This is a genomic window from Komagataeibacter sp. FNDCR2 (assembly GCF_021295395.1).
Classification (GTDB): domain Bacteria; phylum Pseudomonadota; class Alphaproteobacteria; order Acetobacterales; family Acetobacteraceae; genus Komagataeibacter.
This window is the reverse complement of record NZ_JAIWOU010000003.1, coordinates 89,021-110,712: the sequence shown is the minus strand read 5'-3', so window position 1 is coordinate 110,712 and position 21,692 is coordinate 89,021. Positions and strand designations below refer to the sequence as shown.

Genomic DNA, 21,692 nt, shown 5'->3' with positions numbered 1-21,692 from the left:
GCGCCGTGAATTGCGCGCCCTGGTCGGTATTGAAAATCTCCGGTGAGCCGTAGCGCGTCAGTGCTTCCCGGAGCATCACGATGCAAAACTCGACGTCCATCGTGTTCGACAGGCGCTAGGCCAAAACCTTGCGCGTTGCCCAGTCCATGATCGTCTCGAGATAGAGGAAGCCTCACCTCATGGGGATGAATGATCCAGAAGTCGCCTATCTGAAATGGGCTTACAGGCTTCGGCATCTGATCGCAAGCCTGTGGCGGGGCTCAAGGAATGGCGGGCTGTCGCGACCTGATACGAGAAGACAGCCTCATCCTTTCTCTCCGTCATCCTCATCGCTGTTACAGCAGACTACAACAAGTCCTAACAGGCCCTAGCCTCACCTCCATTGTAAAACTGTGAATCACAACAGCCCCCTCAGCGCACCAGAAAATAACCTGAATTTCATTTAAATCAAATATTATAACATATGAGACAAATCTCATGTCACTCGAGAAATCTGAATATCGGCCAAGCCTAAAAAATATCATGAAATATGTGATTTGGTGAGATATCCGTGTGATCTGGTGAGTAAGTAACACGGGCAGTCCTTACACGCAGACTGTTATCCTGAGTGTTTTAGTGAGGAAACTAATATATATAACTATTATTAGATTAGTTTCCTCACCAGACCACACGGATATCTCACCAAATCACTCAATGCAGCTAAAATTTGACATCAACATAAAACTTTCAATATGTTGAAATACTTTAGAACATTCTAAAATGAAGAAAATTTTACAGGAAATTGCGTAGGAATTGGGTTAGTAGATTGTAATACGACGCTAAGAGCTATTGGACCTTGAACATAGCGTGCTGATCATCGACGAGATCGATTTTCTGAAGAAAAGCCAAGCGTCCTGCGATGTGGGGCGCCAGTATACGGATTCTGTCGGAAAGGTCACGAACGGCCAAGTAGGCTCAGGACTCTTTATGGCATCCAGAAGATGACGATAGCTGCGAGGAAGATCGCCGAGAAGAAGGTATGAACATAACGATCGTAACGTATCGTGATACTGCACCAATCCTTGAGTTTTCCACAGAGGTTCTTGACCTTGTGTCACTTGCCATACAGATACTGATCGTAAGGCGGTCGTTTCCTTCGGGTTTTTGTTGATAGAATGCAGAGCACAATACCACGCAAGGCGAAAGCATCACGGAAGTGGGCGCTGTCATAGCCTTTATCCGCAATCAGATAGTGGGCATCTGGCGGGCGCCACGGCGGCCGATCGGTGCCGCAGACACGAGATCAGCGATGCTGACCTTCTACACGTGGCGATCGAAATATGAGCCTATAATAGTTTTGTGCCGGTCATCTGGGCGTTTTAAGCTCGTATCAGGAGACCGACGAAAGCATAAAGCATACGGAAGATTTCAAGCGCGAGGCTGTGAGGATTGCGTTGAGCAGAAGGCTGTCACGCACGCGCGTTGCGGCCGACCTGGGTATCGGCAAATTCACTCTGGGCAAATAGATAGTGGATTATCGTCCGGTCGAGCCGGCATCCGCACCTCAGGTTGATCTGGCGCGCGAAAATGAATGTCTTCGTCTGGAGAACCGGATTCTCAGGGAGGAGAGGGAAACTGTTTTGACAACGCAGCCGTCGAAACGTTTTTCAAAAGCCTGAAGTATGTAAAGGCTTCGGTTACCTTCTTAGAACAGGAGTTCTATGATTCCTTCTATGTGATTTGGTGAGGTTGACCCTGCCCCGAACGTGCCCTCATTTTTAAGTTAGGGTCTGTGGGTTGTTGTATGCCTTATTGGCGTTTTGGGTGAAAGCCTCTAGCATTATGCCATTGAGGCTGGTGTGGGGCCTGACGGCATTGTAGTCAGCGCGCCAGTCCTCAATGACCGAGCGGGTGTGGGCGAGGTTTCGGAACAGATGTTCCCCGATCCGATCCGGTCTGGCTCGCGGGCGAGCCGTTCACCTGACAGCGACGTATCCGCCACCAGCGCCAGGCACTCCCGCGTGTAGTCGTCCACCCCTGCCAGCATGCGGAAGCGCCGTCCGTTGTTCAGTACGTCCGAGAAAAATCCAGATTCCAGCGCTGACTGGGGCCGTCGGGCAGCAGTATTGGCGAGCGGGGGCCCCTTGCCCGTTTCCGGCCGCGACGCTTGTGGACCGACAGCCCTTCCTCGCGATACGGCCGGAACAGTTTCTTGTGGTTCATGGTCACTCCCTCGCGCTCCAGAAGGATGTACAGACGCCGGCAGCCGAACCGGCGTCGTTCGCCCTCAGGATCGCGCAGTCGACCGCACGTCCCGGCATCACCCGGACGGGATGACGCATAGCGCTACGTCTTCGGGTCCATGCCGATCAGGCGGCAGGCCCGCCGTTGCGAGTAATCCCGTTCGGTCATCGCCCACGTTACGGCGTCACGCCGCAAACCGGGCATCATGAGTTTTTTGCCAACAGGTCCTTCAGCGTCGAGACGTCCATCGCGCTCTCCGCCAGGAGCCGCTTCAGCTTCGCGTTCTCCTCTTCAGGAGCCTTGGGCCGCCGCGCTGCCGACACTTCCATCCCGCCGTATTTCGATCGCCACGTGTAGAAGGTCAGCATCGCTGATCCCGTGCCCGCGGCAGAGATCGGCCGCCGTGGCGCCCGCCTGATGCACCTTCAGGAGCCCGATGATCTGGTCCTGTGTGAAGCGCTTTCTTTATCGCCTGTCTTTTGTGGACAGACCTTACTCCAAATCGAGAGCATTTCAGGAGGCAGGGTCAAGGGTATTTTAGGCTTGGGATTTGCCTTATGAAATCCAGGCCGCTGAATGCAATAAAGGTTGCAAACTCTGTTCAATGATGACGCTTTTGCATTTGCGGCGCAGCCATCTACCCGCGAGGCAGGATAAATCTGGTCGGCTTATAAAGTTATATCTTGATGCGAAAATGTTGGTCTACAGGACTCGATGAAAGCCATTCATAATGGGGGTTATCACCAAAACACACATAATATGAAGACTTTCATAGTTGGTTTAATATAGTTACATTTCAATGTGTTATGGTGATAATGAGCAGTGTGCATCTGTTCTTATACCGCTTGCTTGCGGCAATCGTCCTGGTTCCGCTTGCTGCCCAGATAGATACCCTCAGCTTCGTAAAGCAGGAGATCCGCAAGGTATAGAAGGATCTTCGTTCCTAACTATGCGTGCCATAGATTTTTGGTGAGATATCACGCCGTCAGATAGCCCGTGCATCCCCTTCAACAGAAGCCCATAGAGCGATGTAGAACAGCTTGGGGTACGTTGAAAAAGGCCTATTAGGCTAAGAACCGATTAGCGGGTTGCTTCAGCGAAGCAGTACGATGGATCAGAAAAGGGCGATGACCGGTTCGCTTTTGCGCATGGACGTTGGGTACGTTCATGATGGCCATATCCTGATCGTAAAACACATCTCACTAAATCACACACTGACATTTATTTCGGGACATGCAAAAAATAGATAGCCCAAAGGGAAAGTACGTATGGCTACAATCCACGATCTGTTAGAAACTCGCGGCAAACAGCATGCTTTGGATTTTGGTCTGGATCGTGACATTGTTGAAGCTGCGTCAGCTTATATGTCTGACGAAGAAAACGGCCTTGGGTTTATCTATTCCGGCTGGGCACAATGTGCTCTTCCGCATCGGCGATTAAAACCGAGCGAACCGTGGCAAATGGCATCGGACAGGGTTCGCCTTATTATCCAACCAGGGATTAAACCTGTTGGGCAAACAGGGGAACTGGCGCATGTTGGCGTGCCCTTTGGCGCTCATGGAAGACTTATACTGTTATTTCTCCAGACAGAGGCTATTCGTACCAACTCACGCGAAATCGAACTCGGGAAGAGCTTACGGCAATGGATGAAGCGTATTGGTATATCCCCTAGCGGATCCGCTGCCCGGTCCGTGAAAGATCAGGCTGAACGTATAAGTCGGTGTCGGCTCAGTTTTCATATCAATGATGGAAAAGGGGCAAATGCCCTTGTTAATCAGGCCATCGTAGACGGAGCATTATTCATAGATGAGCCGAATTGTGGGTCTGGTTCTACCAGTATTGAAGTTGCAAAGCTTTCAGAGGGTTATTACGAACAGTTACGGAAGCATCCTGTTCCTGTTCATGAGGCGGCAGTCAGGGCAATTTCCAATAACTCAGCGGCTCTCGATGTATATGTTTGGCTAGCTTACCGTCTTCATGTCCTTCAAGGTCGGAAACTTGTAACGTGGTCTGCACTTAAAGCACAATTTGGATCAGGTTATAAAGAACTGTTCCATTTTAAAGCTAAATGGCAGAAGCCCCTTTCTTTGGCTCTGGCGGTATATCCAGACGCTCGGGTCGAGATTACAGATGAAGGAGTTGTGCTTATGCCCTCTCCTGCGCCGGTCAAACCAAAACGCATAAGTGCATAATTAGGATATGTTAGGTCTTGATGACCCTGCCTCCTGAAATGCCCTCGATTTGAAGTAAGGTCTGTCCACTGGAGACAGACGCTGAAGGAACTACTGGCAAAAAACTCGTGACGCCGTGACCTGGGCGATGACCGAACGGGATTACTCGCAGCGGCGGGCCTGCCCCCTGATCGGCATGGACCCGAAGACGTGGCGCTATGCGTCATGCCGTCCGGATGATGCCGGGGCGTGCGGTCGGCTACGCGATCCTGAGGGCGAACGACGCCGGTTCGGTTACTGGCGCCTGCACATCCTCTGGAGCGCGAGGGAGTGACCATGAACCACAAGAAGCTGTTCCGGCCGTATCGCGGGGAAGGACTGTCGGTCCGCAAGCGTAGCGGCCGGAAACGGGCATGGGCACCCGCTCGCCAATGCGGCTGCCCGACGGCCCCAATCAGCGCTGGAGCCTGGATTTTGTCTCGGACGCCCTGAACAACAGACGGCGCTTCCGCGTGCTGACAGGGGTGGATGACTACACGCGGGAGTGCCTGGCGCTGGTGGCGGATACGTCGCTGTCAGGTGAACGGCCTGCCCGCGAGCCAGACCGGATCGGGGAACATCGCGGCTTTCCCATGATGATCGTCGGCGACGACGGCACAGGGATGACCTCGAACATGATCCTGTCCTGGCAGCAAAAACGGTCGGTGCCGTGGCACTGCATCGCACCGGGCAGGCCGCAGCAGAACGGATTCGTCGAGAACTTCAACGGCCGGTTCCGGGGCGAATGCCTCAACGAGCATCTGTTCCGCAATCTCGCCCACTCCCGCTCGGTCATCGAGGACTGGCGCGCTGACTACAATGCCGTCAGGCCCCACACCAGCCTCAACGGCATGATGCCAGAGACTTTCGCCCGACACGCCAATAAGGCATACAACAACCCATAAGCCCTCATTCAAACTGAGAGCACGTCGGGGTAGGCTCATTTGCTGTCGACGCTATCTTCCTGCCCTAATATATTCATGATGAATTTGGTAACCGAAACAGACTTCCTTCGATGCCCTATTAGAATGCCTCTCATTCCGGATGATTGTTAAGGCATTTTTTGAAAGTTCGTGCTGCATACACGGCTGGTGGCAGTGAAGATAAGATTGTATGATATGAATGGCAAAGGTCTATCATATAGGCCTGAACTTATCATACAAGGCATGCGGCATGCCAAATCTTGATGGGCGGAAGCGGGTATCTATGAAGATCAAGCGCGGGACTTCGTTACTCTTCATCGTGGCGCTTGCTGGTTGTGCTCCGGATCACATTGCCAGCCGCATCACGGGACGCGAATGTAGTGCCGGCTATATCCAGGAAGGTGAGGACTGGTGCGCCCCCCCGGAAAGACCGCCTGTGCCGCAGCCCTACTGTACGCAGAGCTGGAACGGCGTAGACTGCTGGAGCCGGCCTGATCTCATGCCCAATGTCGCCCGCGAGGTTGCCGAAGGTCCAACAGGTCTGACGCAGGACCAGAATGCTCAGCGGCTGAACATGCAGGTCAAGAAGATTCCCCCAACGAACAGCTATACTCCATAAGGATAGACCCTTCGTTGATTCCAGAATGGGTGATATTCATATTTTGATAAAAATATCTGACATTGTCGGGTCAGGATACATAGGGCCGATAATCAGCCCCAAATATGATAGCCGAGCCTTGCCATAAACAACTCTGAATTATCTTTCAGATCCGGAAAAAGATTTCGTCGGCTTTTCCGACCGGAAACATATTATCTTGGCTGGTCGGACCAAACCGTGACCAGGTCGGCGGGATCGGCCAAAAATGTTTTTCCCAGCGCTCTCATATAGGGGCGCGTGCGCGTGACCGAAGCGGGGGCCGGAACATTTATCGTATCCGTAAACATGGTCTTTTTGCCGGGACTGTCCGAATCAGCCTGTGGCACAGGGATATCAGCCCTGTTTCCCTTTGGATCCTGATCCGGGGTTCTCATGTCATCATGAGAGTTATCTCCGGGGAGAGGATCTCCCGTGGCCTGATCCGCCCTATCCTGCAAGGAGACTTCCGGTGCCTCTTCGACCCCGTTAGCGGAATATCCGATACTGGCAGCCTTCTCGATCATCTCCATCCGGACATCTTCAGCCTGCTCGATCAGAATTTTAAGCTGCTTTTCCTGGGAAAGCATCTGAGTAATCAGTAGCTGGAGACGGTCAGCCGTTGTATCGGCCTGCCCCGCCATGCTGCCAAGCTCGGTTCCCGTTATCTTGGCCTGTTCGATCATCTTGCTGAGGGGACGCCCGCTGACTTCGCCAGCGACACGAAGCTTTTCAACCCCATCTTCCGCGCTTCGCACACTGCTTTCCAGCTTCGCGACAAGCTCAAGAAGACTGGCCCGGTCCCGCCTCAGGTTCGACAGAACCCGACCAAGGTAGAAGCTGTAGATTATTCCCAAAAACAGGAAAAACGACAGAACGACCTCGATGATCATCTGGATCTGTATCAGCACTGGCTGGTCTCCAGTCTTGCCGCGGTTACGATACCACAGGCTGGGGATGGAAAGGACGTGATTTTAAGTCTCGGTGGCTGCGGCATCGGGGGTGGCGGGGGGAGAAGCCGCCGCATTCTTCGGGTGGGAGTTATCGGTCGGAACCAGCCTTCTTTCGATTTTCACAGCCGCTTTACCATGTAACTTCCCCAGCCGTCCCTCAAACAATGGCGTCTGACCGCATTGGAGCCTGACATGGATCGGTGTGCCACTGCGATGAGGGAAGGTTATCTGTTTACCAGGATGAAGGTTCAGAACTTCCGAAAGGGGAACGACCTTTTCCTCAAATACTGCGGAAACCTGCGCATCGGTCTCAAGAATCTCGGAAATGAGATGGTCTTCCCATATGGAATCCCGCCCGAATCTCTCTCCCATGAACTGCTGGGATAACTGATCACGCACGGGTTCAAGCGTCGCATAGGGGATAATGAGATCCATATTCCCGCTCCGGTCCTCCATATCAATATGCAGTCGGGTCATCACTACTGCATTGGAGGCCCGTGCGATCGCGGCAAAACGGGCGCTTATCTCCAGTCGTTCAAACGACAGGGTAATCGCGCATACAGGACTGAAGGCGGTCGAAAGATCATTGAGCGTCAGGGCAATGAGTTTCTCGATCAACGCCCTTTCGATCGCTGTATGGGGTCGGGCTTCCACGCCGGCATGGCCGGTCCCACGCGGACCACCCATCAGAATATCGATGATCGAATAGGACAGGGAGGAATCAACCACGATCAGGCCATAGTTCTCCCATTGCACGGCCTTGAACACCGCGAACATGGACGACGACGGCACAGCGTTCATATAGTCGCCGAAGCGCATCGACTGGATGCTCTCCATCGTGATTTCGACGTTGTCGTTTGTAAAACTGCGCAGCGTGGACGACATGATCCTGACAAGGCGATCGAATACGATCTCCAGCATGGGCAGGCGTTCATAAGCTACGAAGCCAGCCTTGATGACCCGCTCCATACCGTTCGCTTCACGCGGGGGCGCCCCGCCGAACGTATTGCCCAGAAGACTGTCAATTTCGGACTGGTCCAGTACCTGCCCGCCAATCACGTCATCATGCTCGGCCGCGTCTGAAATCCCTTCGGCAGCAGGATGATGGTCGGCAATATCCTCATGCGGCGTGCCATGCTGATCTTCGGTGACCGTCTCGTGCTGTTCGGTCCCCTTTGTCGTATCGTCTGCATCCTGCATGTCGTCTGTCACCACGATTCCCAACTCAGTGCTTTTGTAGGTGTTCCAGAAGCCTGCCTGCTTACTGGACGAGCAACTCGACGAAATACACGTTCGTCACCTGGAGGGGGGCCAGATCTGTTCTCAGGCGACGTATGATCGCTTCACGCAGCCTGTATATTCCGTTCCCCCGGATATCCTGCGGGCGCGTTTCATGCAGATATGTCTGGAATACATCCTGGATTTCGGGAATGGTACTCTGAAGCGAGGCCTCATCGGTTGCGCCTGCTATCTCGACCTTGGCGGTGATCTTCACATAGACCGGATGCCCGTCTCCGCTATCAAGATTGGAAACAATGGTTGGGATCCCCACCAGAATGGGCGGGTGCAAGACTTCATTGGCTTTTTCCCCGGCGGTCTTGAACAGCTTGTCCTTCTCCATGAAGGTGACCCCGCTAATGAGAAGGATCAGGCCAGCAAGCCCCCCGATCACCAGCTTCAACTTCGATTTCTTGGTCGTACCCTTGCGAGCTGCTTCAGCCCCGGCGGCTCCAGTCTCCTTCCCGGCATCCCCCCGTGGGGAGGCGGGTGCGCCGCCGGTCACAGTCTCGCTCATATCTGGTGTGGCTCCGGAATGGTTGGATAAATATATTCGCCACTCAGTTTAGCTACTCAGTCCCCCCTACTCAATGGCCGGACGGATTGAAGCTCGCGTATTTTATGATTTAGGATGATCTATCCCTTTTATTTTCTGTTGTAACATGATCGCTGACCCTGTCCCCTGAAAAGCCCTCGATTTGGAGTAAGGTCTGTCCACAGAAGACAGGCGATAAAGAAAGCGCTTCACACAGGACCAGATCATCGGGCTCCTGAAGGTGCAACAGGCGGGCGCCACGGCGGCCGATTGGTGCCGTGGGCACGGGATCAGCGATGCGACCTTCTACACGTGGTGATCGAAATACGGCGGGATGGAAGTGTCGGCAGCGCGGCGGCTCAAGGCTCCTGAAGAGGAGAACGCGAAACTGAAGCGGCTCCTGGCGGAGAGCGTGATGGACGTCTCGACGCTGAAGGACCTGCTGGCAAAAAACTCGTGACGCCCGGTTTGCGGCGTGACGCCGTGACCTGGGCGATGACCGAACGGGATTACTCGCAGCGGCGGGCCTGCCGCCTGATCGGCATGGACCCGAAGATGTGGCCCTATGCGTCCTGCCGTCCGGGTGATGCCGGGACGTGCGGTCGGCTACGCGATCCTGAGGGCGAACGACGCCGGTTCGGCTATCGGCGCCTGCACATCCTCTGGAGCGCGAGGGAGTGGCCATGAACCACAAGAAGCTGTTCCGGCAATATTGTGGGGAAGGGCTGTCGGTCCGCAAGCGTGGTGACCGGAAACGGGCAATGGGCCCCCGCTCGCCAATGCCGCTGCCCGACGGCCCCAGTCAGCGCTGGAACCTGGATTTTTCTCGGACGCACTGAACAACGGACGGCGTGACAGGGGTGGACGACTACACGCGGGAGTGCCTGGCGCTGGTGGCGGATACGTCGCTGTCAGGTGAACGGCTCGCCCGCGAGCCAGACCGGATCGGGGAACATCTGTTCCGAAACCTCGCCCACACCCGCTCGGTCATTGAGGACTGGCGCGCTGACTACAATGCCGTCAGGCCCCACACCAGCCTCAACGGCATAATGCTAGAGGCTTTCACCCAAAACGCCAATAAGGCATACAACAACCCACAGACCCTAACTTAAAAATGAGGGCACGCTCGGGGTAGGGCTAGTGGCCCATTATGACCTGTCCTGACTCGACCCACTCTCTCCAGCATCCAGGAGGTGGCCCGCTCCTGAATGCTGCCTTTATCGCATACAGCGACCCGGATTTCATAAGACAAGTCCTGAGCCTATCGTCCGTTTCGGATCATATAAACGATCTCGTTCATAACCCGCCGATCATCCACACGCTCAACCCCATAGTCAGAGGAGAACACCATCTGATCTTCTCTATCTGGCTCTCAGACAGCAAGAACACGTCACTCACAGCCTCACCTCCATTGGTAAGACTGTGAAGCACAACAGTTGACAAACATAGAAGAGCTTAGTAAAAATTATCATTTTGACAGAGGATGTTATGGATACTAGTGAGTTCCGAAGGCGTCTTTTTTTCCACCAGTTGGTTTTGATGAAACCAACAAAGATTTTATGAAACACGCTGATTGTTCCTCCGTAGATTTTCAGGCACAGAGATTCGTTGAAATCTGCCGTGAAATTGACTACGATCCAATGTATCATCGCAAGTTGTGGGAATGGGTTTTTATTATACATCACTTGCGCCGGAAGAACATGATCCTTCCAAATAAACGTGGTTTGGTGTTTGGCGTAGGAACCGAACCATTGCCATCTTTATTTGCGAAACACGGTGTTCGTGTTGTCGCGACAGATGCTCCGGTTGATATTATTAAAGATTCTGGATGGACTGATACTAATCAGCACAGTGATAATCTTGAAGGTATTTATAAGGAAAATATAGTAAACAAAGAAGATTTTTTCAATCTTGTGTCACACGATCATTGTGACATGAATAATATAAATCATAAATTTAATAATTTTGATTTTTGCTGGTCATCATGCTGTTTTGAGCATTTGGGAAATATTCAGCGCGGAATCGATTTTGTTATTAATAGTGTCGAAAAAACTCTGAAATTAGGTGGTGTCGCCTGCCATACGACGGAATTTAATCTGTCTTCGAATGAACATACGCTCGAAGAAGGTCCAACGGTTATCTATAGAAAACGCGATATACAAGAATTGGCTTTCAGGCTGCGTCAGCGTGGTCATGAAGTTGATGAAGTCGTTTTTTCGAATAGTCAGAATGCAGTAGATTGTTTTGTTGATTTACCACCTTTCCATGACGGGTTTCCTCATATTCGTCTGGAAATCGAAAAATATGTGGTAACGTCAGTTGGGTTGGTTATTACGCGACGACGCTAAGTTATATTGGCGTATTACACTTTATTACTATATATAATGAATTTTGTTGTTTTTATTATTAAAGCTACAGTTTCGTTTTATGATGAGTTCTGCCTCTATGGGTCACCAAGATTCAGGATTTCATGAATGGCGGGGCGTCAGTTGAAGAGACGCTGGAACCGTGGGCGTCTGGACTTGGGGTAGCCAAGGAGCGGATCGTGCCGCTGTATGCGCAGAAGCGTGTCGCGGCTTCTGCGTGTGCCTTTTTCGATGTCCTGATTGGCAATGAACCGCGCAAGACAGGATGGATGTGGACTTGTAACGGTTTTGTGCCGGTCATCTGAGCGTTTCAAGCTCGTATCAGGAGACCGACGAGGGCATGAAGCATACGGAAGATTTCAAACGCGAGGCCGTGAGTATTGCGTTGGGCAGTAGGTTGTCACGCACGCGCGTTGCGGCCGACCTGGGTATCGGCGAATCCACTCCGGGTAAATGGATAGTGGATTATCGTCCGACCGGGCCGGCATCCGCGCCTCAGGCTGATCTGGCGCGCGAGAATGAACGTCTTCGGCATGAATGGCCAATCAGAGAGGCTGTGCCAGGTTTTACGGGTCTCGGCACGGGGGTACCGGGGCTGGACATCCCGACCGACCTGTCAGCGTCAACACACCGACCTGAAGGTGCGGGCGCATATCCGTGGGCATTATGCTCTGAGCGACGGCGCCTACGACCGGCCGCGCATGACCATGGACCTCAGGGAAGCCGGGCTTGATGTCGGGGAACGTCGCATTGGCCGACGGATGAGGGACAACGGGATCCGAGCCGTACGCACCCGTCGTCACAAGGTCACGACCGACAGCCACTACCAGTCTGACATTGTGGCCAACCTTCTGGACGGCGATTTCCCTGCAATGGGCCCAACCGGAAATGGGCGGGAGATATCAATTATATCCGGACTGCCGAAGGCTGGCTCTGCCCGGCTGTCGTCATCGATCTGTTCAGTCGTCGCGTGATCGGGAGGGCCTTAAGCGACCAGATAAAAAAGAATCTGGCCATCCGTGCCCTGGATATGGCGGTGCAACTGAGTAACCCGGCGCCCGGCTGCATTTTCCACTCTGATCGTGGCAGCCAGTACGGCTCTCATGATTTTCAGAAAAAGCTGCTGGCCCACGGACTGCTGGCTTCAATGTCCGGAAAGGGAAACTGTTTTGACAACGCTGCCGACGAAACGTTTTTCAAAAGCCTGAAGGCGGAATGGCCCTGAAGGCAGAACTGGCCAACCCGTCGCCATCTTCCAGTATATCAATGGGTTCTACAATCCACGTCGACGCCATTCATATCTGGGCGCAGCCGCCTTCTCGCTTTCGAAGCTGGAGTGGCATCATCACTTCCTGACCGGCACAAAACCGTTACAAGTCCACCTTGAGCCGCCGCGCTTCCGACACTTCCATCCCGCCGTATTTCGATCGCCACGTGTAGAAGGTCAGCATCGCTGATCCCGTGCCTGCGGCACAGATCGGCCGCCGTGGCGCCCGCCTGATGCTCCTTCAGGAGCCCGATGATCTGGTCCTGTGTGAAGTGCTTTCTTCATCGTCTGTCTCCAGTAGACAGACCTTACTCCAAATCGAGGGCATTTCAGGGGGCAGGGTCAAGACAGCCTCAATGAAAAAGCGGTTATCCTTTCCGCTGTACCCCCGATCTATGCAGGTTTTTAATCAAATCCAGATCCTACAAAAATATTAAATATCAATTTATTTTAGATTCCCACTTTCTTAATATCTTATCATATATAATACAAATTCGTTTTTTATAAGCATCCATGGAAAAATTTTCTGCTTGCGCATATCCACTTACCTTTAATTTTTCATACAATTCATCATTGCTATCTATAGAGTTAATGCCAGAAGCAATTGATGATGAATCATAGGCATTCACAATTATTGCACTATCTCCAGAAACTTCTGGTAAACTACCTTCATTTGATGTCAATACAGGAGTGCCAATAGACATAGATTCAATTATTGGCAATCCAAACCCCTCTGCAATTGATGGAAACAATAGACATCGTGCATTTAAAAGAAGGCTATATAGTATGTTTTGTGGTAGATATTCTATAAATATTATTCTTCCAGTTTTTATACCATAATCCATTAACCTGAGTTCATTATCACTCTTCCATGACATGGCTCCAACAATAACAAGTTTGCGTTTTGTTTTACTTTTTAGAAATCCTTCTATTATTCTGCCAATATTTTTCTTTGGCTCTATAGATCCATAAAACATGAAATAGCTTCCAGCATCCAGATTGAACAATGATTTTATTTCATTTTCTGGTCGCATAATATCATCTGTCGAGACATTATTTATCAATGAGGACTGATAAGAATTATATATTTTACCATTTGAATTTGGAAAAAATGAAATAATATCCTTTTTAGATGATTCTGAAACAGTACATATCGGAACATCCATATTAGATATTTTGTTTATTAAATTGTAATAATAATTTTTATTATCTAAGGTTGTGTGAGGAAAACGAAGGGGTATTAAGTCATGTATCGTATATATATTTATTGCTCCCTTCACTTCTATAGGGAAAGGGTATGTCCAATGCATAATACGAGGAGGTTGCACCATTTCAACCGGTAGGAATTTACCGGTAATCCGGAAATGTCTTCCGGCTTTTTCGAATATATTTTGAGAATTTAAGATATGGTCATATGCTGGCATACGTTCAATAAAATCACGCGGATTTACGCGTCCAGTTAAGTTAATATAAAAACAATTTTCTTTTTTTTCTGATAAAACTTTATATCGTATCCACTGTTTTATTTTTTCTTTTCCTGGTGTTTTTTTTTCGGTTTTAGAAAGGCTCTCAAAAAACATAACTTCCTTTAATATGTCAGGTACATCTTTATGTATGTTTAATCCATAAAGAACATCAACTGGATGACCTAAGCATTTTATAATATGGCTTAGGGTACGAGCATATGTGGCAATGCCTGTTCCTTTCATAAGAGATAGATTAAAACCATCTATACAAACTCTATATTTTTTACTATTCTCTAAGTTATTCATTTTTTTGTGCCTATGTACGTAAATTTGATTGAAATTTATTATATATTACATAAGATCCTTCTTAAGTTAAGGCAACAATTCTTTTTTCTAACAAGGTATGTTGAGAATTAACGCGAATTGATGATTGCGGTCTCAGGACGCATTACGATCGCATGGACTTGTGACAGTTTTGTGCCGGTCATCTGAGCGTTTTAAGCACGTATCAGGAAACCGACGAGGGCATGAAGCATACGGAAGATTTCAAGCGCGAGGCCGTGAGGATTGCGTTGGGCAGTGGGCTGTCACGCACGCGCGTTGCGGCCGACCTGGGTATTGGCGAATCTATTCTGGGCAAATGAATAGTGGATTATCGTCCGACCGGGCCGGCATTCGCGCCTCAGGCTGATCTGGCCCGCGAGAATGAACGTCTTCGGCATGAATGGCCAAATCGAGAGGCTGTGCCAGGTTTGACGGGTCTCGGCACGGGGTTACCGGGCTTGGACATCCCGACCGACCTGTCAGCGTCAGCGCACCGACCTGAAGGTGCGGGCGCATATCCGTGAGCATTATGCCCTGAGCAACGGCTTCTACGGCCGGCCGCGCATGTGCATGGACCTCAGGGAAGCCGGGCTTGATGTTGAGGAACGTCGCGTTGGCCGCCTGATGAGGGACAACGGGATCCGAGCCGTACGCACCTGTCGCCACAAGGTCACGACCGACAGCCACCACCAGTCTGACATTGTGGCCAACCTTCTGGACGGCAATTTCCCTGCAATGGACCCAACCGAAATGGGCGGGAGATATCAGTTATATCCGGACTGCCGAAGGCTGGCTCTGCCTGGCTGTCGTCATTGATCTGTTCAGTCGTCGCTTGATCGGGTGGGCCGCAAGCGACCGGATAAAAAGGGATCTGCCCATCCGTGCCCTGGATATGGCGGTGCAACTGCGTAACCCGGCGCCCGGCTGCATTTTCCACTCTGATCGTGGCAGCCAGTACGGCTCTCATGATTTTCAGAAAAAGCTGCTGGCCCACGGACTGCTGGCTTCAATGTCCGGAAAGGGAAACTGTTTTGACAACGCAGCCGTCGAAACGTTTTTCAAAAGCCTGAAGGCGGAATGGCTCTGAAGGCAGAACTTGCCAACCCGTCGTCAGGCCACCGTCGCTATCTTCCAGTATATCAATGGGTTCTACAATCCACGTCGACGCCATTCATATCTGGGCGGCATCAGCCCTCCCGCTTTCGAAGCTGGAGTGGCATAATTACTTCCTGACCGGCACAAACCGTTACAAGTCCACCCGCCTGTTGTCCTTTCAGGATCCCGATGATCTGCTCCTGCGTGAAACGCGTTTTCATCATCGTTTGTCTCCAGTGGACAGACCTTGCTTCAAAACAAAGATATTTCAGGGGGCAAGGTCACTACCTCTTGGCTGCTGCCTTTGTCGCATACAGCGGCCCGTATTTCATGTAACTTCATTCATTGTCATGCGGTTGAAACCGTAGTTCAAAACAGATATATCGATAGCGACTAGTATACGAAGATCACCAACACGATTATGAGAAATGTATGTTAAAAAGTATTTTCTCTTTTGAAGATAATTATGTGTATGCTTTTAAAGATAATCTTCAAATCCATCCACAAAGACCAATTCTTTATATAATACAGATCATAGTCTAACCGCTTTTGTGCCATATATTTCGTTTTTATTTCTCCCCTGCATCCCATAACCTGTGCCAGTCCGGTTATTCCAGGTTTTACCATGTGTCTAGCAGAATAACAGTCTATGACTTTTTCATAAGGTTCATTATTGACCTGCATGGCAGTGGCATGGGCACGGGGACCAACAATGGACATGCTGCCCAATAGCACGTTAAAAAACTGCGGGAGTTCATCCAAGCTGAAATTACGCAGGTATCGGCCTATTCTGGTAACACGGGGATCATTCCGTACCGTTCGCTGTGCGCCTGTGGGATCAGCCTGGTTAATATGCATGGTCCTGAATTTAAAGACCTTTATGATTTTATTATTAAAACCATAACGATCCTGTATGAATAATACCGTTCCATGACTATCTATTTTTATAAGTAATGCTATGATCGCCATTATTGGCGATAGAATTATTATAAAAACCAGAGCCAGTATCTTATCTTCCAGCCATTTCACCGCCAGATGACTTCCCGCCAGGGGAACCTTGCTGACAGGGAAAAGAATGATGTCAGGATACTGCTGCTCTATGCCGTCAGGACCATCTATTCGCTGGTTATCCATGGCCAGATAAATATTAACTGGCAGCACGATAATCTTGCGAATAAGCGCACGCAATCTTTCGCGTCCGGCATCGACAGTGGAAATAATAATGATATCTGGCAGATCTCTGCGGCAGAAGGCAACCATGTCATCAATATTGCCAAGAACAGGCACGCTATGATGGAAATGTCTCAGGCGCTTCGTGCGGTCATCAAATATACCGATAACCTCGCAATGATCAGGTTCTTCCAGAAGTTTTGTGACAATCCTTTCGCCCTCCAATCCCCCACCTAGCACGAGAACACGCTGGCGCATGTAGGGCAGGCCTGTTTTGAATAGGTCTTTCAGGAACACTTTCTTCCCTTGGAAATGAGAAGGAAATGGCGGTATCTCTGACATGGGCGGGAGATTTGCATCCATCTTCTGCCTGGTGGGGCGGGCTGTCTCCTCACCTGACGGATCGGCGGAATGAGAGGAAGACATTTCAGCCACGTTGTCTCATATCCTTGAAAACCGCAAACAGGAAACCCCAGGCTGAATAGATATATCTAGTCAGAAGTCGCCTGGGTTCAAGAGCAATGCGCCACAACCACTCTACATTAAGCTTTTGCACGAGAGGGGGGGGCTGGGGCGTGAGACCCAGCGCAACCAGAAGCGCCTGACCAATGCACAGTGCCCAGCAGGGAGGCAGAACGTCTCTGTACTGATCCACGAAGATCTCGCTCCGGGGCGCCCCGACCCCCATAAAAAGGAGTGTGATTTGGTGATGACGGATGCTGGAAGCCAGATGGGATGCATATTCCGGGTCATTTTCAAACCCATAAGGGGGAACGGCAAAGGCGATTTTATCCTGAAGGCCATGCCGCTGCGCCCATTCCCGTGCCGCGGCAACGGTTCTCTCACTATCAAGCACCATGAAGATGCGATGTCGCGCCAGAAGATCGGGCCGTGCCATGAGATCCGCGACAATGCCCCGTCCCGTAACCCGCCCGGCAATCTTCTGGCCACGCATTTTTGCGTAATAGAGCAGGGGGAAGCCGTCACACGTCAGGATGGCGGCGTGCCGGCAGGCCTGTACAAACTTCTGATTATGCTGCATCAGGCTGATATGCTGGATATTTGGGGTAATGATCAGTCCTACGCCCTCCTGTTCCGAGCGGAAGGTCGTGCCAATCAATGTGGCCACTTCCCTTTCTGAAAGGGAAGAAAAATGTAGGCCGAAAATTTCAGGAGGAAGAGTGCAGTCAGTCGGATGTTTTCTCATCGACGATATCGAACTTTCGCCTCTGTAACAAAATGGCGGTTAAATGCCCTGAAAAAGGAAACACATAATAGTATATAGTTTATAAATCTATTTTGCTCGTTATAGATTATATCATTATGTGAAATGCATTAAATTTTTGAAAAACATTTATCTACCAGCCAATATTCTGGTTAAGAAAATAATAGGATGTATAGAATGTCTGTTTCAGAACGGGTTCTGCCTCCATGACATATCCATGAAAAAATAGAATGACGGGTACAAGAGCAAAGGCGAACCAGTGAACGAGAAAGGTCGGGACAGGCGGAAGGACACGGGCAATCAGCGTGGCCGCCGTCGTACCGATACCAGCTCCGGCCACGACTTCCATAGGGGTATGGGCATGCAGCATGATGCGCGTATAGCCAATCAGTGCGGCAATCAGGGCAGGTGGCAGCATGGCCATTAGCCAGGAATGAAAGCGCGGCTGGAAGATCATGTTGATCAGGCTGCCATAAACGGCCGAGCTGGAGGCAACATGGCCGCTGGCGCTGAAAGGGTGGCCGTCATAGCCATAAAACTGGGCCCAGAGCAGGCCCAGCATTTTGCTCAGTACGATACAGCCAAAGGTAAGAAATATACCAATACCCCATATGGCCGCGTTACGTTTCCAGCCCATGGCTATGAACAGGACGATGGTGACCACAAACAACGGAATGATGGTCGCCTCGTCTCCGAAATCCGTAATAAATCTCACGCTTACCCCCGAATCAATATGAACAATCAGATCTTTTTGTAAATTGAGTTTGGTATGTAGAAATGTCTTTTGTTCAGTATTGTTCCAAGTATATAACCTTTCACTTCTTCAATGCAGTTTATAAGATATCTTGTCTTGTTATAATCGGTTTTTTCAGCTTCGAGAACAATAATATTGGCATCCACATTGGCGGAAAGGCCCGCCCCCATATGCGATGCGCTGGCCGCCGGTGAATCTATGAGGATCAGATCAAAATTGTTTTCCTGACTTGTTACGAAGTTGATCCAGTCTCTCTGGTGCAGTCGGCTGCCGACATGTTCGTTGGGAATCACGATGGAAAGGGGGATCTGCTGTACCCTGAACGCCGAAAGATTGCCGTTGAAGGTCAGATCCAGATCGGTCACGGCCTGCAGGGGCAGGGCATAACGGTGGTGTATGACGGATGCGGCCTTGCCCGTTGCCTCACTGATGGAAATCAGCAGTATGTTCAGTCCCAGCCTGTTGCTGGCGACCACGGCGAAATCCCGCGTGATGCTGGACGTGCCCGCACCGGGGTCAGGCGCCAGGAACTGTATGGCAAAGGCTTTCTGCTGCTGGTGGGGGAGCAGATAGAACAGCCGGGTCGCATCCTGCTCGCTGAGAAAGCGGCTATGGAGCTGGCTGGCTATGGTCGCTGGCGTCAGGGCAGTAGCCATCAGGGTTTTCTTTTCCAGAACAGGAAGGAATTTTGACGTGGCGGTGGCGGGTTCCTGTCGGTCACTGCCGCCAGAACAGGCAGGCCCAGCATGCTTTCCACGTCCCGGACGGTTATGAATATTTTTTGCGTGGTGACACACAGGGCCAGAACGGCGGCCCCCACAATGGCCCCCGCAAAGATACCCAGAACCAGCAGGGGAAGACGCAGGCTCGTTCCATGCAGGGGCGTTTCGGGGGGCTGGACAACGCGGATATTGGCGCTGGCCTGCTGGTTGGCAACCGTTGTCAGCCGGGCTTCCTCGGCATTCTGGGTAATGGCCTGATAGCTGGCCGCCATGACATCGCGCTCGGTCTGAAGGGCGCGATACTGGGCCGACAGGGAAACCAGTTCATGAAGGCGGGCATGCAGTTTGTCGGCGCCTTCGGCAATGGTGGTCTCTTTGGCGCGAAGGCCCTCTGTCCTGGAGCGTAACAGGATATTCTGCTGGTACAGTTCGTTGTAAACGGAATTGATGCCCTGCCGGGTGGTCTGCTTTTCCCGCGTCGGGATCTGGTGCAGGTTTTTTTCAATATCGGTGATCTGCTTATTTATGTCCTGAAGAATAGGAAAGTTATCCTTGTAACGTCCCCCTACATCTGCCTTCTGGATCATGAGCTGGCCCAGTCGGCTGGTCAGCAGCTTCGCACGGTCGCTCTCGTCGGTATCGGCGTAGAGTTCAACGACTTTCGGCAGCACCCCCAGGGCATGTTCTATCGTGTTGATCTGTGCATCCAGATTATTGATTTCGCTTACAATACCAGTTTTTTCATCTTCCAGGTCACTGACCCGCCGCAGCAGCAGGGAATATTGCTGTGGAAGATCGCTGATGTTGTGTTCCAGCTCGAAAGTGACCAGATGGTTTTCCGCATCATGAAACGCGGTGACCATCTGCTGGTGCAGGGTGCTTGGGGCATCCGTGGTCCGGCGGTTGAAAACCTCGGTCCGGTAGCGGATGTAATCCTGGACGAAAACCTCCAGCGCGCGCCGCGCGACATTACGGTTGAGATTGCGAAGGGACAGTTCGATCAGGTTGGACTGGGGAACTATGGTAATGCGCAGATCCCGGCTGAAACGCGTTACGGCGTTCTGGCGTGTTTCCGCGTTATAACTGTTCATTCCCGGATAGAGGGTCTGCCGCCCCACATCGTTGACGACTTCCTGGGCAAGGGTCGGGCTGTTCAGGATCCCCAGTTCCCCCTGCATGATCTGGTCGCGGTCCAGCACGATGCTGCTGCCGCTTTGCTGGTCCGTGGGGTGGAAGACATATTCATTCCCGTACAGAACCAAAAGCCGGGCATGCGCGGTAAAGCTGGGGCGCGCCGTAAGGCTGGCAAGGAAGCCAAGAACGCATGGAATTACAAACGCTATAGTTATAACATTCTGATAGTAGAAAAATGACGTCAGTATGTCCCTTATGCTCCATTTATGGTATGAAGCGGACCTGGCGATCAGAAATGGCTTGGTTTTTTCAGTCATTCAGGGCGCCAGTTACAGTCATTTTGCAGAACATATTGCGGTTTTATATTTTAGGCATCTGTTAATGTTACGGAAACCAGAAAATGTATCATGACCGACCTTTGCAATATGTTACCGTCTGGCGGTGTGTATCCGGCTCTATCAGGCCAGACCCCCTGTTGCATGGGACTTCGAAAAAGTTTACTAGAACCTAAAAGTGAATCTTGCAATCCGAACTGTCTGGAATCTATGCGCTTCTTTCCCTGGTTCCTGCTCTTCGCAAGCGTGGTGCTTCTGGGTGGTTGCGTGGAGCATCTTGATCCCCGGCCCCATGGGGCCAAGCACTTTGTGCCGTGGTCGGATGATGTCGTCCCCTATCATCTCGCACCGGGGGATAGCGTAGGATTACGTTTCATTCTCAACCCGGAACTGAACGAGACCAATATCCCCATAGCGCCGGATGGTAGCATGTCCGCCCCACTGGTGGGAACGGTGCAGGCCGCCGGTATTACCGTGGAGGACCTGCGCAGGCTGCTCACCGAACGCTATACGGCCTATCTGCGGGAGCCTTCGCCCGATGTGTTGATCCATGCCTATGACGCGGCCCAGATTTATGTGGGTGGTGAAGTCAAGAAGCAGGGGATCTACCCCATGGTGGGACCGACCAACGCCATGCAGGCTGTCATTACGGCGGGTGGCGCGATTGATGCCGCTGAAATGAGCGAGACCATTCTCATCCGCCGCCGGGCCGATGGCCGCCCGATGATGCGGGTCGTCAACCTGCGGCGCTATCTCAACACGGCGGATAGTCGCGATAATGTTGCCCTGCGCCCGGGAGATGTCGTTTATATTCCCAAGACGGAAGCCGGTTCGTTCGATCTCTTTATCGAGCAGTATATCGACAAGGCCATCCCCTTCAACCGGACATTGAACTACAATGTCGGAACCGGAATGTTCTATTAAAGCAAGCATGGAGCCCGTCGCAGCAAAATCCCTTCCGGACGTGACAGGAAAATATTCCCGCCCGCGCGTTTTAATGCTGGCGGAATCCTGTAATCCGGAATGGTATAGTGTCCCCCTTGTGGGATGGTCGCATTACGAGGCCGTTGCCCGTCTG

The 21,692-nt window shown here is 51.3% G+C and carries 13 protein-coding genes and 9 pseudogenes; 10 read left to right on the top strand and 12 right to left on the bottom strand.

Annotation, left to right across the window (positions count from 1 at the left end):
* Nucleotides 1–172 (bottom strand): annotated as a pseudogene (locus LDL28_RS15310) (DDE-type integrase/transposase/recombinase); the annotation flags it as partial.
* A 671-nt stretch (nt 173–843) separates the two neighbouring features.
* Here LDL28_RS15310 and LDL28_RS15305 point away from each other — a divergent pair.
* Nucleotides 844–984, top strand: a pseudogene (locus tag LDL28_RS15305) (transposase); the annotation flags it as partial.
* 773 nt (nt 985–1,757) lie between these two features.
* Here LDL28_RS15305 and LDL28_RS15300 read toward each other — a convergent pair.
* A pseudogene (locus tag LDL28_RS15300) lies at nt 1,758–2,664 on the bottom strand (transposase).
* 827 nt (nt 2,665–3,491) lie between these two features.
* Here LDL28_RS15300 and LDL28_RS15295 point away from each other — a divergent pair.
* The 3 genes and pseudogenes from LDL28_RS15295 to LDL28_RS15285 all read left to right on the top strand — a co-directional run bounded on the left by LDL28_RS15295 (nt 3,492) and on the right by LDL28_RS15285 (nt 5,975).
* Nucleotides 3,492–4,415 carry a replication protein RepA gene (locus tag LDL28_RS15295; protein ID WP_233059518.1) on the top strand — a complete coding sequence of 308 codons (924 nt, stop codon included), beginning with the start codon at nt 3,492–3,494 and terminating at the stop codon, nt 4,413–4,415.
* Nucleotides 4,416–4,521: 106 nt separating this feature from the next.
* Nucleotides 4,522–5,338 (top strand): annotated as a pseudogene (locus LDL28_RS15290) (IS3 family transposase); the annotation flags it as partial.
* Between the two features lie 301 nt (nt 5,339–5,639).
* On the top strand, nt 5,640–5,975 hold the full coding sequence (locus LDL28_RS15285; RefSeq protein WP_233059517.1) for a hypothetical protein: 336 nt from the start codon (nt 5,640–5,642) through the stop codon (nt 5,973–5,975).
* Between the two features lie 191 nt (nt 5,976–6,166).
* Here the strand turns inward: LDL28_RS15285 and LDL28_RS15280 are convergent, their stop codons facing one another.
* The 3 genes from LDL28_RS15280 to LDL28_RS15270 form a co-directional block, all read right to left on the bottom strand.
* Nucleotides 6,167–6,901: a DUF6468 domain-containing protein gene (locus tag LDL28_RS15280; RefSeq protein WP_233059516.1), complete on the bottom strand. Its 735-nt coding sequence runs from the start codon at nt 6,899–6,901 to the stop codon at nt 6,167–6,169.
* A gap of 63 nt (nt 6,902–6,964) precedes the next feature.
* Entirely contained in the window at nt 6,965–8,155 is a 1,191-nt protein-coding gene (gene fliM / locus LDL28_RS15275) for a flagellar motor switch protein FliM (RefSeq protein ID WP_233059515.1), read from the bottom strand.
* A 49-nt stretch (nt 8,156–8,204) separates the two neighbouring features.
* Nucleotides 8,205–8,738: a flagellar basal body-associated FliL family protein gene (locus tag LDL28_RS15270; RefSeq protein WP_233059514.1), complete on the bottom strand. Its 534-nt coding sequence runs from the start codon at nt 8,736–8,738 to the stop codon at nt 8,205–8,207.
* A 241-nt stretch (nt 8,739–8,979) separates the two neighbouring features.
* Between LDL28_RS15270 and LDL28_RS15265 the strand changes: the two are divergent.
* From LDL28_RS15265 to LDL28_RS15250, 4 genes and pseudogenes are all read left to right on the top strand, one after another.
* A pseudogene (locus LDL28_RS15265) lies at nt 8,980–9,868 on the top strand (transposase).
* A 447-nt stretch (nt 9,869–10,315) separates the two neighbouring features.
* Entirely contained in the window at nt 10,316–11,104 is a 789-nt protein-coding gene (locus tag LDL28_RS15260; protein WP_233059513.1) for a hypothetical protein, read from the top strand.
* Between the two features lie 122 nt (nt 11,105–11,226).
* Nucleotides 11,227–11,394, top strand: a pseudogene (locus LDL28_RS15255) (IS701 family transposase); the annotation flags it as partial.
* 68 nt (nt 11,395–11,462) lie between these two features.
* Nucleotides 11,463–12,509 (top strand): annotated as a pseudogene (locus LDL28_RS15250) (IS3 family transposase).
* Here the strand turns inward: LDL28_RS15250 and LDL28_RS15245 are convergent.
* A pseudogene (locus LDL28_RS15245) lies at nt 12,505–12,646 on the bottom strand (transposase); the annotation flags it as partial. The pseudogenes LDL28_RS15250 and LDL28_RS15245 sit on opposite strands and share 5 nt — an antisense overlap.
* 183 nt (nt 12,647–12,829) lie before the next feature.
* Entirely contained in the window at nt 12,830–14,161 is a 1,332-nt protein-coding gene (locus LDL28_RS15240) for a glycosyltransferase family 1 protein (RefSeq protein WP_233059512.1), read from the bottom strand.
* Between the two features lie 221 nt (nt 14,162–14,382).
* Between LDL28_RS15240 and LDL28_RS15235 the strand changes: the two are divergent.
* Nucleotides 14,383–15,401 (top strand): annotated as a pseudogene (locus LDL28_RS15235) (IS3 family transposase).
* A 308-nt stretch (nt 15,402–15,709) separates the two neighbouring features.
* Here the strand turns inward: LDL28_RS15235 and LDL28_RS15230 are convergent.
* The 5 genes from LDL28_RS15230 to LDL28_RS15210 all read right to left on the bottom strand — a co-directional run bounded on the left by LDL28_RS15230 (nt 15,710) and on the right by LDL28_RS15210 (nt 20,407).
* Entirely contained in the window at nt 15,710–16,870 is a 1,161-nt protein-coding gene (locus LDL28_RS15230) for a sugar transferase (RefSeq protein ID WP_233059525.1), read from the bottom strand.
* Nucleotide 16,871: 1 nt separating this feature from the next.
* Nucleotides 16,872–17,651 carry a WecB/TagA/CpsF family glycosyltransferase gene (locus LDL28_RS15225; RefSeq protein ID WP_233059511.1) on the bottom strand — a complete coding sequence of 260 codons (780 nt, stop codon included), beginning with the start codon at nt 17,649–17,651 and terminating at the stop codon, nt 16,872–16,874.
* Nucleotides 17,652–17,802: 151 nt separating this feature from the next.
* Nucleotides 17,803–18,384, bottom strand: a complete 582-nt coding sequence (locus LDL28_RS15220; protein ID WP_233059510.1) for a phosphatase PAP2 family protein — start codon at nt 18,382–18,384, stop codon at nt 17,803–17,805.
* Nucleotides 18,385–18,410: 26 nt separating this feature from the next.
* Nucleotides 18,411–19,079, bottom strand: a complete 669-nt coding sequence (locus tag LDL28_RS15215) for a hypothetical protein (RefSeq protein ID WP_233059509.1) — start codon at nt 19,077–19,079, stop codon at nt 18,411–18,413.
* The gene (locus tag LDL28_RS15210; protein WP_233059508.1) at nt 19,079–20,407 is read right to left on the bottom strand and encodes a hypothetical protein; all 1,329 of its coding nucleotides are present in this window, start codon (nt 20,405–20,407) and stop codon (nt 19,079–19,081) included. The genes LDL28_RS15215 and LDL28_RS15210 overlap by 1 nt, the downstream gene beginning before the upstream one ends.
* A gap of 417 nt (nt 20,408–20,824) precedes the next feature.
* Between LDL28_RS15210 and LDL28_RS15205 the strand changes: the two genes are divergently transcribed.
* A complete protein-coding gene (locus tag LDL28_RS15205) occupies nt 20,825–21,538 on the top strand; it encodes a polysaccharide biosynthesis/export family protein (protein ID WP_233059507.1) in 714 nt (237 codons plus the stop codon).
* Nucleotides 21,539–21,692 lie beyond the last annotated feature (154 nt).

Coding starts and splice junctions, on each gene's coding strand:
- LDL28_RS15295 (WP_233059518.1), top strand. CDS start 3,492: ATGGCTACAATCCACGATCTGTTAGAAACTCGCGGCAAACAGCATGCT.
- LDL28_RS15285 (WP_233059517.1), top strand. CDS start 5,640: ATGAAGATCAAGCGCGGGACTTCGTTACTCTTCATCGTGGCGCTTGCT.
- LDL28_RS15270 (WP_233059514.1), bottom strand. CDS start 8,738: ATGAGCGAGACTGTGACCGGCGGCGCACCCGCCTCCCCACGGGGGGAT.
- LDL28_RS15260 (WP_233059513.1), top strand. CDS start 10,316: ATGAAACACGCTGATTGTTCCTCCGTAGATTTTCAGGCACAGAGATTC.
- LDL28_RS15240 (WP_233059512.1), bottom strand. CDS start 14,161: ATGAATAACTTAGAGAATAGTAAAAAATATAGAGTTTGTATAGATGGT.
- LDL28_RS15230 (WP_233059525.1), bottom strand. CDS start 16,870: ATGTCTTCCTCTCATTCCGCCGATCCGTCAGGTGAGGAGACAGCCCGC.
- LDL28_RS15225 (WP_233059511.1), bottom strand. CDS start 17,651: ATGAGAAAACATCCGACTGACTGCACTCTTCCTCCTGAAATTTTCGGC.
- LDL28_RS15215 (WP_233059509.1), bottom strand. CDS start 19,079: ATGGCTACTGCCCTGACGCCAGCGACCATAGCCAGCCAGCTCCATAGC.
- LDL28_RS15205 (WP_233059507.1), top strand. CDS start 20,825: ATGCGCTTCTTTCCCTGGTTCCTGCTCTTCGCAAGCGTGGTGCTTCTG.